Raw genomic sequence first — 10734 nt, 5'->3', positions numbered from 1 at the left:
TTGCAGGCCCGGCCTGGTGGTTGCGCTGCGGCACGCGTGCCAGGCCTCCAAACAGGAAGGTATTCATGCGTTCATCATCGACACCCAGGGACCATCTGCTTGACCTCAATGGCATCGAAATCGCCGTGCGCTGTTGGGGCGAGGAGGGCGGTATCCCCGTGCTGGCCCTGCACGGTTGGCTCGATAACGCCGCCAGTTTCGAGCACTTGGCGCCCATGCTCGACGGCTGTTTCGTGGTCGCCCCCGATCTGGTCGGGCACGGTCGCTCGGACCATCGCCGGCACGACAGCGGTTATTACCTGTGGGAACACGCCGAGGACATGCTTGCCGTCGCCGAAAGCCTGGGCCTTGCGCAGTTTCATGTACTCGCGCATGGCATGGGCAGCGGCATTGCCTCGGTGCTGGCGGCGATGACCAGTGGCATCGCCAGCATGACCTTTCTCGACGGCATGGGCGCACCGTTCACGGTTGCCGAAGACGAGCGCGTGCAGCACCTGGCGCGGGCCTATCGGCTCAAGCGCATGGTCCAGCGCAGCCAGTTGCAAGGGTTTGCCGAGCCTGCGGCGAGCCGCTTCGACAACCTTGAGGCAGCCTTGGAGCAGCGGCGCAAGCGCCTGGATGGCGAGCTGAACGAAGATGCAGCGCGGATCCTGGCGCTGCGTGATTTGTTGCAGTTGACCGACGGCTATTGCTGGCGCCACGACCCTCGGTTGGTGCTGCCCGAACCGATGCCACTCACCGAACGCGAGGCGTGCGAGCTGCTGCAGGAAATCCGCTGCCCGCTGTACCTGATGTTCGGTCGCCAAGGTGCGTTCGCCGGCACCGGCTTCGAGGCGCGCCGGGAGGCCTTGCCGGCGCAGGCCAAGGTTTCATGGCACCCAGGCGGGCATCATTTTCACCTGGAGGCGCCGGACCGGGCGTTGGTCGATCAATTGCTGCGTATCCTCGCGCGCCATGAGGGCGGGTTGCTGCAGCGGGCGGTGAACGAGTAACGCGCCAGCCACATTGGCCAGACTGTCGGCATGCTGGCCAGTGGATATCTCGGCAAAGCGGATTATGCTTGAGATGACCTTGCTGCGATCCGAGGCCCTGCGTCTCGTCGTGCTTCGCGCAACCAATGCTAGCCCTAGGGCCTGGGTGCGATGGTGAAAGGGGTACTGGGTACTCCGGCCTGCGAACACGACAAGACGGAGGCAACCCATGGCGGTTCTCGACAGCGCATCCACGGGCAGTAGCGCGCCCCAACGCGGGATCACCAAGGAGGAGCGCAAGGTCATCTTCGCTTCCTCCTTGGGCACGGTATTCGAGTGGTACGACTTCTACCTCTACGGCTCACTGGCGGCGATCATCGCCAAGCATTTCTTCGCCGGGGTCAATGAAACCACCTCGTTCATCTTCGCCTTGCTGGCCTTCGCCGCAGGCTTTGCCGTGCGGCCCTTCGGCGCTATCGTGTTCGGCCGCCTGGGCGACATGATCGGGCGTAAGCACACCTTCCTCATCACCATCGTCATCATGGGTATTTCCACCGCAGTGGTGGGTCTGCTGCCCAGCTATGCGACCATCGGCGTGGCGGCGCCGGTCATCCTGATCACCTTGCGCCTGCTCCAGGGCCTGGCGTTGGGGGGCGAATACGGCGGCGCCGCTACTTACGTGGCCGAGCATGCGCCCAAGGGGCGGCGAGGCTTTTTCACCGCGTGGATCCAGACCACCGCGACACTGGGGCTGTTCCTGTCGCTGCTGGTGATCCTCACCTGCCGCACCCTGATGGGCACCGAGGTGTTCGAAGCCTGGGGCTGGCGCGTGCCATTCCTGCTGTCGATCGTGTTGCTGGCGATTTCGGTGTATATCCGCCTGCAGCTCAATGAGTCGCCGGTGTTCCTCAAGATGAAAGCCGAGGGCAAGGCATCCAAGGCGCCGCTGACCGAGTCGTTCGCGCGCTGGGACAACCTCAAGGTGGTCATCATGTCGCTGCTCGGCGGGACTGCCGGGCAAGCGGTGGTGTGGTACACCGGGCAGTTCTATGCGCTGTTCTTCCTCTTGCAGATGCTCAAGATCGAGCCGCAGACCGCCAACCTGTTGATCGCAGGTTCGCTGCTGATCGGCACACCGTTCTTCATCATCTTCGGCAGCCTGTCGGACCGCATTGGCCGCAAGAAAATCATCATGGCCGGCTGCATCATCGCCGCACTGACCTACTTCCCGATCTTCAAGGCGTTGACCCAATACGGTAACCCCGATGTGTTCGTCGCCCAGGAGCAGAACCCGGTGGTGGTGGTGGCCGACCCGGCGCAGTGCGCGTTCCAGTTCGATCCGGTGGGCAAGGCCAGATTCACCAGCTCCTGCGACATTGCCAAGAGCTTGCTGGCCAAGCGCGCGATCCCGTACACCAACCAGGCGGCCGAGCCCGGCAGCACTGCGCAGGTGCGCATTGGCGAGCGGGTGATCCCAAGCTTCGAGGGGAGCGCCTTGGCCGCTGGCGACCTCAAGGTCCGCAGCGATGCCTTTACCGCCACCCTGGGCGGCGCCTTGAAGGAAGCGGGTTATCCGGAAAAGGCCGACCCCACGAAAATCCACTACCCGATGGTGCTGTTGCTGCTGACCATCCTGGTGATCTACGTCACCATGGTGTACGGGCCGATCGCCGCCTGGCTGGTCGAGTTGTTCCCCGCACGCATTCGCTACACCTCGATGTCGCTGCCGTATCACATCGGCAACGGCTGGTTCGGCGGTTTTCTGCCGACGGTGGCATTCGCCATGGTCGCGGCGACCGGTGATATCTACTACGGGCTGTGGTACCCGATCGTGATTGCCGTGATGACCGCGGTGCTGGGGATCTGCTTCCTGCCGGAAACCAAGGACCGCGACATCAATCACACCTGAAGTGCGCTGCCAGTGAGGTGGCGCCAAGGCCTGCGGCCCTGAGCGCCACGCTCAATCGAAGTAGCCGCGCAAGCTGAAGGCATAGCCAGTGTCTACCTGCTTGGCTTCGCCCCGGCTCCAGCGCTTGGTCAGCACGAACTCGAACGCCGGTTCGTACAGGCCGTCGCGGATCAGCGCTCCGGCCAGCACCTCGACGTCATACCAACCGTTGTCCAGCTCGATGATCGGCCGTCCCGGCACCTGGTAACGCGCCAGCAGGTCGCCCAGGGTCTTGTTGGTGAAGTGCTGCAGAATGCGCCAGGTGTACAGCATCACGGCCCGGTGCTGGACGTGCAGCACATAACCATTGCGCCGGTGCTTGAGGCGACTTCCAGGTTCGAGCAAGGCTGGCGTGGTGCCATCGAGGGTGAAGAGTATGTGATAGGGCAGGTTATCGACGCCGGCCAGTGGCACCACCACACCCTCGGCAACCGCCTGATCGCCGCTGTCGGTGCTGGTGAACGCACGGGCGAGGTCGTCTGGCAGCTGGTTTTCCTGCTTGAAGCGCTCGAGCATCTGGATATCGCCCAGCAGAAAATAATCCACCAGGTCGTTGAGCACGTCGCTGAATTCGTGGCGCATTGGTTTTCCTTGTTGTGGCGCACTGGCTACGGCAGCACTGTAGCCAGGGCTACAGCGCCTGTCATGGGGGCGATCAGTGTTTCTGCGCGATCTGGACCAGGTTGCCGCAGGTATCGTCGAACACCGCGACGGTCACGTCGCCGAGGCTCGTCGGCGCCTGGGTGAAGATGACGCCGGCCTTGCACAAACGGATATATTCAGCCTCGATATCGCGCACCGCGAAGGTCGTGGCAGCGATGCCGTCCTGCTTGAGCGCCTGCTTGTAGGTCTTGGCCGCAGGATGCGCATCCGGTTCGAGCAGGAGCTCGACGCCGTTGGGGTCGTGGGGTGAGGTCAGCGTCAGCCAACGATGTTGGCCCATGGGGTTATCGTGTTTGGGCATGAAGCCGAGCACGTAGTGGTAGAAGGCCAAGGCCTTGGCTTGGTCGTCGACGAGGATGCTGGTGACAACGATCTTCATAGGCGCACACCGTTCCTGGGGTCGTTATTAAGCAGTAAAGACGCTTTGGCTTGTTTCACCAGTCGTGTCGGGGTCTGCAGACGAGCGCGGAGGACATTCCAGCTGCGCGCGCGCGCCACGCAGCCCTAGCCTGATCACCCAGTTCAATCCCGATCAGGAGGTGACAGGTATGGAGATGGCTACGTTGATAATGCTGCTGGTGCTGGCAGGTGGAGTTCATGCGCAACGGGAACAAGCCTTGAGCGTCGATGCGGATGCCCAGCTGGCGATCAGCACATTCGATCAGCGCGACGCCTCGGATAGGCCGCAGCGTTGCAAACGCTCGGTAGCGCCGATCGTCGGCATGCCGTGTGAAGCAGGCTTCAAGCCGGTGGGGGATGACTGTGTCATGGTCAATGTCGAGTTCGAGTGAGAGCTGGCAGCGCTGACCGACAAGCGCCATCGATGCAGTAAATATATGCCCAAGCCATAGGCAAATCCTCGAACCCTCGGCCGTCCGCTGTGCGCCGCGCCGAGGTAAAGTGGTGGCACATCAGAACCAGGCGCCTGTTCCCAGCGCCACCGAGGTGCCCATGGCTTCCTATACCCTGCGACAACTCAAGTATTTCGTCACCACCGTCGAGGCCGGCAGTGTTGCCGAGGCGTCACGCCAGCTGTATATCGCGCAGCCGTCGATCTCCACCGCGATCAAGAGCCTGGAAGAGAGCTTCGGCGTGCAGCTGTTCATCCGCCACCACGCCCAGGGCGTGTCGCTAACGCCCAGTGGCAAGCGCTTCTATGCCAAGACCAAGTCACTGCTGCAGATGGCTCACGAGTTCGAGCAGAACGCGCTGGCCGACAACGATACGGTGGCCGGGCAGATCGACATAGGCTGTTTCGAGACAGTGGCGCCGCTTTACCTGCCGCGTTTGATCGCAGGCTTTCGCCAGCGTTACCCCGGCGTGGACATTCGCCTGCGCGACGGCGAACAACAAGACCTGATACAAGGTCTGACTGCCGGCACATTCGACCTGGCGTTTCTCTACGAACACGACCTCGATGGCACCATCGAGGCCGAACCGCTGATGGCGCCGCAGAAGCCCTATGTGCTGCTGCCGGAAAAACACCGCTTTGCCGGCCAGGCCCAGGTGTCGCTGCGCGACCTGTGTCCGGAACCGATGATCCTGCTGGACGTCGCGCCAAGTCGCACGTATTTCGTCAGCCTGTTCAATGACCTGGGCCTGACGCCTAATATCGTGTTCAGCTCGCCGTCGATCGAGATGGTGCGCGGCATGGTCGGCCAGGGGTTCGGCTTCTCGCTGCTGGTGACGCGGCCACATTCGGAATGCACGTATGACGGGCAGAAGCTGGTGATGATCGACATCGCCGAGCCGGTGGCGCTGTCAGGGCTGGCGGCCGCGCATCTGAAGCGCGTGCAACTGACTAAACCTGCGCAGTTGTTCGTGGAGTTCTGCCGCGAGGAACTGGCCAAGTTCTAAACACCAAGGAGCGCGTGGCGCCCCTTGGGTAGCGGATCACGGCTGATCCGGCACCACTGCAATGACATCGATTTCCATCAGCCACTCAGGCTGCGCCAGGCCCGCGACCACCAGGCCGGTGGAAATCGGGAACACTCCCTTGAGCCATTTGCCGACTTCCATGTACACCGGCTCGCGGAAGCGTGGATCGGTGATATAGGTGGTGGTCTTGACGATGTGCGAGAGGTCCGAGCCGGCCTCCTCGAGCAACTGCTTGACGTTTTTCATCGCCTGTTCGGCCTGGGCCCGTGGATCGCCCAGGCCCACCAGCTTGCCGGCGAAGTCGGTGCCGACCTGGCCGCGCACGTAGACGGTGTTGCCCGCCCGCACGGCTTGGCACAGGTCGTTGTCCAGGCTCTGGTTGGGGTAGGTCTGTTTGGTGTTGAACATGCGGATGCGGGTATGCGTAGGCATCAGTGGGCTCCGAGGTGGCTGACAGTGCTGAGGGTTGGCTGCTGATCCGCTTCACGCTGCTCGCGGTCACGGTAGGCCAGGTAGGTGCGTTGGGTAGCGATATGGCCGGCGACGTGCTTGGCGTCATGCCACACCCCCCAGATGAACGACGAACCGCGCCGCGACAGCCATGGCAGGCCGAGGAAGTACACGCCCGGTTCCCGCGCCACACCCCGCTGATGCTGCGGCTTGCCGTTGGCATCGAAGGTGTCGACCTGCAACCAGCTGAAGTCGACGCCGTAGCCGGTCGCCCAGATGATGCTGGTCACGCCGGCTTCGACCAGGTCCAGCTGGCGCAGCGGCTCGACCATGCAAGCGGGGTCGGCCAGGCGCTGTCGAGCTTGCGGTTCCAGCGGCAGATCCAGGCCGTTGCGCTCGACATAGGCGTCGGCGGCGTCGAGCAGGGCCAGGTAGTTCTCATCGCCTCGCTTGATGTTGTCCACCAGGTTGTCCTGGAAGTGCGCCACGCCGTTGTCGAACGACTGGGTCAGGCCGACCAGGGTCATGCCCTGATGAGCAAGGGCGCGAAAATCCACGGTGTGGCCGCCACGGGCGCCGCTGACGGCGATGGTGACGTGCTCGCGTCCAGGCTTGGCGATTTCCGCGTCCCACTCACCCAGCACGCCTAGCCACCAGCAGAAATCACGGTTGCGGTAGGCACGCGGCGGACGGTCATGGGCGCCGACCGACAGGTAGACCTGGCGACCGGCGCGCATCAGTTCCTCGGCGATCTGCACCCCCGAAGAACCGGCACCTACCACCAACACCGCGCCCGCGGGCAATTGCCCGGGGTTGAAGTAGGCGGCGGAGTGGATCTGATGCAGGCTGTCGTCCTTGGGCGCGATCGCCGGGATCACCGGCTTCTGGAACGGCCCGGTCGCCGCCACCACGCGATTGGCGCGGATCACCCCTTCGTTGGTCTCGACGGTGAAGCCTGGGCGGTCGGCATTGCGCACCACGCGTTTGACTTCGATGCCCGTGCGTACCGGCAGGTTGTACTTGCGCACGTATTGCTCGAAGTAATCCGCCACCTGGTCCTTGCCGGCGAAGGCGTCGGCGTCGAGGTTGAATTCAAGGCCGGGGAAACGGTCATGCCAGACCGGGCCGTTGGCCACCAGAGAATCCCAGCGTCCGCTGCGCCAGGCCTCGGCGATGCGGTTGCGCTCGAGCACCAGGTGCGGCACGCCAAGCTTGCTCAAATGTTCGCTCATGGCCACACCGGCTTGGCCGGCGCCCACCACGAGCGTGTCGATGTCGATGTTGTTCAGTGTCATGTCCGAGCCCTTGTTCAGGCGGTTATTGTCAGGTCGGTTGGAAGACCGCCATTGCCTGCGGCCAGACTAGGGATGCCCGGAACAAGGCGAAAATAGTATTTAGCTGGGGCTTGCCGATAAAACGGCGAAGGCCCCGGGATACATGGCTTGCAACGGCCCGATCGGTGCTGCCCGGCCGGGCTCGGAGGGCTTAGTTTTTTCCTGTTCAAGGGGCAGGAAAATGGTCGTTTGCTGGCGTGTGGCTTGCCTACAGAATGCGGGGTAACGCTTAAAACAACAGGAGTTGCACCATGACCTTTTCCATCGTTGGTCGCTGCCAGGAAACCGGCCAGGTCGGCATCGCCATCAGCTCGTCGAGCATCTGCGTGGGTGCCCGCTGCCCATGGGTGCGGGCCGGCGTAGGTGCGGTCGCTACGCAGAACATCACCTTGCCGGCACTGGGGCCGCAGATCCTCGATCTTCTGGAACAAGGCCAACTGGCGCCAGCGGCCGCGCTGGATCGCGCACTCAGCGCCAATGGTTGGAGCGAGTATCGCCAGGTCACGGTGATCGACAGTCACGGGGAAGTGGCACTGTTCACCGGCAACCAAGCGCTGGGCGTACACCACGCCGTGGCCGGCGAGCAGTGCGCGGCGGCCGGCAACCTGTTGTCCGGGGGCCAGGTGATCGAGGCGATGGTGGACGCTTTCGAACACACCGGCGGGCCTCTGGCCGACCGCTTGCTCGCCGCCATGCAGGCAGCCATGGCCGCAGGTGGCGAGGCGGGGCCGGTGCACTCGGCGGCCCTGAAGATCGCCGGCGAGCTGACCTGGCCGCTGGTGGACCTGCGGGTCGACTGGGCCGAGCAGGACCCGATCGGCGAACTCGCTCGCCTTTGGCAAGCCTATCGCCCGCAGATGCAGGACTACGTGACCCGGGCGCTGGACCCCACCACCGCCCCGAGCTATGGAGTACCAGGCGATGCGTGAGTGCAGCAGCCGCGAACTGCTGGCGCGCCTGGTCGCATTCCCCACGGTGAGCCGTGAATCGAACCTGCACCTGATCGACTTCATTCGCGACTATCTCGCCGCGCTTGGAGTGCACAGCGAGCTGTTCCATAACGCCGAGGGCACCAAAGCCAACCTGTTCGCCACCATCGGTCCGCAGGACAGGGGCGGTGTGGTGTTGTCCGGGCATACCGACGTGGTGCCGGTGGACGGCCAGGCGTGGACGCTGCCGCCGTTTGCCCTGAGCGAGCGCGATGGCCGTCTGTATGGTCGCGGCACCGCTGACATGAAAGGCTTCATCGCCTCGGTGCTGGCGGCTGTGCCGGCGTTTCTCGCCCAGCCACTGTGCCTGCCCGTGCACCTGGCGTTCTCTTACGACGAGGAAGTAGGCTGCCTGGGCGTGCGGTCGATGCTTGCGGCATTGCAGCAGCGCGCTTACAAGCCGCGCCTGTGCCTGATTGGCGAACCTACCGAGCTCAAACCAGTGCTGGGCCACAAGGGCAAGCTGGCCATGCGCTGTCATGTGCAGGGCGCTGCCTGCCATTCGGCGTATGCGCCGCAGGGGGTCAACGCCATTGAGTACGCCGCCCGGCTGATTGGCAAGCTGGGTGAAATCGGCGCTGATCTGGCCCAGCCAGCCCACCACGACACGCGCTTCGACCCGCCGTTTTCCACGGTGCAGACCGGTGTGATCAGCGGCGGTACGGCATTGAACATCGTGCCCGAAGCCTGCACATTCGACTTCGAAGTGCGCGCCTTGCCAGGGTTCGAAGCGCAGACCGTGGCCGATCAATTGCAAACCTACGCCGAAGCCGAGTTGCTACCGCGCATGCGCAAGGTCAGTGCGGCCAGCGCCATTCACCTGGATGGCCTGAGCGCCTACCCAGGGCTGGCGACAGCGGCCGACAGTGAGGCAGCCCGCCTGGTGGCGCTGCTCAGTGGCTCGACGCAGTTCGGCACCGTGGCATTCGGCACCGAAGGTGGCTTGTTCGATCAGGCCGGTATTGCCACGGTAGTCTGCGGTCCGGGCAGCATGGAACAGGGTCACAAACCCGACGAATTCGTCAGCCTCGAGCAATTGCAAGGCTGCGATGAGATGTTGCGCAGGCTGGTCGACTACCTGCAGCAGGGCTGACCATGCGGGGCTGCAGCGCAGCCCCACAGGGGTTAGAAGCTGGCCTTGACTTGCAGGCCAAGCACCAGGGCGTTGTCGATGGCTTTGCCCGAAAACGCGCCAGGTTCGATGATGTATTGCACATCCGGGCGCAGGTTCAGCCAAGGCGTGGCTTGATAGCCGTAGCTCAATTCGATCAACTGCTCGGCGTGGTCGATGTCGGGGAACGGCGCGCCCGCATCGAACGCTGCGTCTTCGAGCACCTCGCGGCTACGCGGGTTCGGCACGGCACGCCCATAGCCCAGGGCCACGGTGTCGCGCGGACGGCCCGCGAATGGCTGGTACAGCACCACGCCTGCGCCGTACCACTTGGTGAAGGGCGAAGCGGCCTTGCTCGATGCCGAGTATTGGCCGAACGCATGCAGACTGCGCCCCGCCAGGCTTGGGTCATTCCATACGGCCTGATCGACCAGCAGGTAGTGGCCGCTGCGGCCGGACACCTGCCCGTCGCTGCCGATGCGTTTCACATCGGAGCTGTCGTAGTAGTAGCCGAGTTTGTATTCACCCGGCAGTTCCCCTTGCAGCTTGTACACCAGCTCCACCGGCAGCACGGTACCTGTGGTGTGCTTAGGCCCCAGGTGCCAGGCGCGGCTGGAGTTGCCGTTGCTTTGCGGATCAACGTTGAACGCGGCAACGCGCAGCTGCCAGGACGGCGAAAAGTCGTATTTCACCCGCGCCCCGAGGCGCGCGTTCGGGTAGTTGCTCCAGCCGCTGCCGCCCGACATGTTCAACGGGTGTCCACAGAAGCCTGCGTTCATGAAATTGCACAGGATGCCGCTGTCCAGGCCGCCCAGGTCGTTGCCCATGGCCATGTAGCCGAGCTTGAGGTTCAGGGCCGGGGTGAACAGGGTGCGCTCGTAGCTCAACTCGGTCAGCCGGGTATACAGGCCGCCGTAGTTTTCCTGGATCGGCAGACGGTTGCCGACCAGGTCTTCGGAGGCGCTGTTACCGCGCCTGTCGTTGATCGTCAGCTGGACCTTGCCGCCATTGTCCAGGCCATACAGTTTCGACAGGTCGAACTGCACGCCCAATTTAAAGTTCTGCGAGTAGCGGGCGGAGCGGTGCAGGCCACCGTGGGCGTTGTACGCGGTTTCGCCGCTGTAATCGCCGGTGATCTTCACGCCGTCAGCTTCCAGCTGCTGGCGCAGCCCGCCCCAGTCGCCGGTCAGGGTACTACGGGTGAGCAGGTCGCCGTCGGCCACGGCGGTGCCGCTGACCAAGGCCAGCAACAGGGTAGGGGTGATGCGTATTGCGGATGGCATTGCGGTCTCTCGTGTTTTTCAAGGCCTGTGCGCAAACGAGCCCGCTCCTTCAAGCACTGCGCCATGGGCATGGGCAGCGAAGGTCTTGAGGGAGCGGGCTCGGCCGC

General features: G+C 63.7%; 11 protein-coding genes. 6 read left to right on the top strand and 5 right to left on the bottom strand.

Features of this window, described 5'->3' with window-relative positions:
- The first annotated feature begins 65 nt into the window (after positions 1 to 65).
- Entirely contained in the window at positions 66 to 992 is a 927-nt protein-coding gene (locus tag ACLEJW_RS03650; protein ID WP_440776999.1) for an alpha/beta fold hydrolase, read from the top strand.
- A gap of 208 nt (positions 993 to 1200) precedes the next feature.
- Positions 1201 to 2880 (top strand): MFS transporter, encoded by a 1680-nt coding sequence (locus tag ACLEJW_RS03645; RefSeq protein ID WP_313294914.1) that lies wholly within the window; start codon positions 1201 to 1203, stop codon positions 2878 to 2880.
- A gap of 51 nt (positions 2881 to 2931) precedes the next feature.
- On the opposite strand, the gene ACLEJW_RS03640 is transcribed toward ACLEJW_RS03645, so the two are convergent.
- Together ACLEJW_RS03640 and ACLEJW_RS03635 are read right to left on the bottom strand one after the other, a co-directional pair.
- Complete coding sequence (locus ACLEJW_RS03640; RefSeq protein ID WP_145186554.1) at positions 2932 to 3501, bottom strand: hypothetical protein; 570 nt, start codon at positions 3499 to 3501, stop codon at positions 2932 to 2934.
- Positions 3502 to 3574: 73 nt separating this feature from the next.
- Positions 3575 to 3961: a VOC family protein gene (locus ACLEJW_RS03635; RefSeq protein ID WP_440776998.1), complete on the bottom strand. Its 387-nt coding sequence runs from the start codon at positions 3959 to 3961 to the stop codon at positions 3575 to 3577.
- A gap of 175 nt (positions 3962 to 4136) precedes the next feature.
- Here ACLEJW_RS03635 and ACLEJW_RS03630 point away from each other — a divergent pair, with 175 nt between their 5' ends.
- Together ACLEJW_RS03630 and ACLEJW_RS03625 are read left to right on the top strand one after the other, a co-directional pair.
- Positions 4137 to 4373, top strand: a complete 237-nt coding sequence (locus ACLEJW_RS03630; RefSeq protein WP_145186548.1) for a hypothetical protein — start codon at positions 4137 to 4139, stop codon at positions 4371 to 4373.
- 160 nt (positions 4374 to 4533) lie between these two features.
- Positions 4534 to 5439: a LysR family transcriptional regulator gene (locus ACLEJW_RS03625; protein ID WP_145186545.1), complete on the top strand. Its 906-nt coding sequence runs from the start codon at positions 4534 to 4536 to the stop codon at positions 5437 to 5439.
- A gap of 36 nt (positions 5440 to 5475) precedes the next feature.
- On the opposite strand, the gene ACLEJW_RS03620 is transcribed toward ACLEJW_RS03625, so the two are convergent.
- Positions 5476 to 5892: a RidA family protein gene (locus ACLEJW_RS03620; RefSeq protein WP_145186542.1), complete on the bottom strand. Its 417-nt coding sequence runs from the start codon at positions 5890 to 5892 to the stop codon at positions 5476 to 5478.
- On the bottom strand, positions 5892 to 7205 hold the full coding sequence (locus ACLEJW_RS03615; protein WP_440776997.1) for a flavin-containing monooxygenase: 1314 nt from the start codon (positions 7203 to 7205) through the stop codon (positions 5892 to 5894). Before ACLEJW_RS03615 ends, ACLEJW_RS03620 begins: the two co-directional genes overlap by 1 nt.
- Before the next feature lie 290 nt (positions 7206 to 7495).
- Here ACLEJW_RS03615 and ACLEJW_RS03610 point away from each other — a divergent pair, with 290 nt between their 5' ends.
- The gene (locus ACLEJW_RS03610) at positions 7496 to 8173 is read left to right on the top strand and encodes a DUF1028 domain-containing protein (protein WP_440776996.1); all 678 of its coding nucleotides are present in this window, start codon (positions 7496 to 7498) and stop codon (positions 8171 to 8173) included.
- The gene (gene argE / locus ACLEJW_RS03605; protein WP_440776995.1) at positions 8166 to 9326 is read left to right on the top strand and encodes an acetylornithine deacetylase; all 1161 of its coding nucleotides are present in this window, start codon (positions 8166 to 8168) and stop codon (positions 9324 to 9326) included. Before ACLEJW_RS03610 ends, argE begins: the two co-directional genes overlap by 8 nt.
- 32 nt (positions 9327 to 9358) lie before the next feature.
- On the opposite strand, the gene ACLEJW_RS03600 is transcribed toward argE, so the two are convergent.
- Entirely contained in the window at positions 9359 to 10627 is a 1269-nt protein-coding gene (locus ACLEJW_RS03600; RefSeq protein ID WP_440776994.1) for a carbohydrate porin, read from the bottom strand.
- Between the last annotated feature and the right edge of the window lie 107 nt (positions 10628 to 10734).

This window comes from Pseudomonas sp. SMSB3 (genome assembly GCF_052041965.1).
Lineage (GTDB): Bacteria > Pseudomonadota > Gammaproteobacteria > Pseudomonadales > Pseudomonadaceae > Aquipseudomonas.
Note: the sequence above shows the minus strand (reverse complement) of the source record. Positions and strands in the feature narration are given on the sequence as shown.

Bases quoted from the DNA above. Each gene is read 5' to 3' on its own strand.
- ACLEJW_RS03650 (WP_440776999.1), top strand. From the start codon at position 66: ATGCGTTCATCATCGACACCCAGGGACCATCTGCTTGACCTCAATGGC.
- ACLEJW_RS03645 (WP_313294914.1), top strand. From the start codon at position 1,201: ATGGCGGTTCTCGACAGCGCATCCACGGGCAGTAGCGCGCCCCAACGC.
- ACLEJW_RS03640 (WP_145186554.1), bottom strand. From the start codon at position 3,501: ATGCGCCACGAATTCAGCGACGTGCTCAACGACCTGGTGGATTATTTT.
- ACLEJW_RS03635 (WP_440776998.1), bottom strand. From the start codon at position 3,961: ATGAAGATCGTTGTCACCAGCATCCTCGTCGACGACCAAGCCAAGGCC.
- ACLEJW_RS03630 (WP_145186548.1), top strand. From the start codon at position 4,137: ATGGCTACGTTGATAATGCTGCTGGTGCTGGCAGGTGGAGTTCATGCG.
- ACLEJW_RS03625 (WP_145186545.1), top strand. From the start codon at position 4,534: ATGGCTTCCTATACCCTGCGACAACTCAAGTATTTCGTCACCACCGTC.
- ACLEJW_RS03620 (WP_145186542.1), bottom strand. From the start codon at position 5,892: ATGCCTACGCATACCCGCATCCGCATGTTCAACACCAAACAGACCTAC.
- ACLEJW_RS03615 (WP_440776997.1), bottom strand. From the start codon at position 7,205: ATGACACTGAACAACATCGACATCGACACGCTCGTGGTGGGCGCCGGC.
- ACLEJW_RS03610 (WP_440776996.1), top strand. From the start codon at position 7,496: ATGACCTTTTCCATCGTTGGTCGCTGCCAGGAAACCGGCCAGGTCGGC.
- argE (WP_440776995.1), top strand. From the start codon at position 8,166: ATGCGTGAGTGCAGCAGCCGCGAACTGCTGGCGCGCCTGGTCGCATTC.
- ACLEJW_RS03600 (WP_440776994.1), bottom strand. From the start codon at position 10,627: ATGCCATCCGCAATACGCATCACCCCTACCCTGTTGCTGGCCTTGGTC.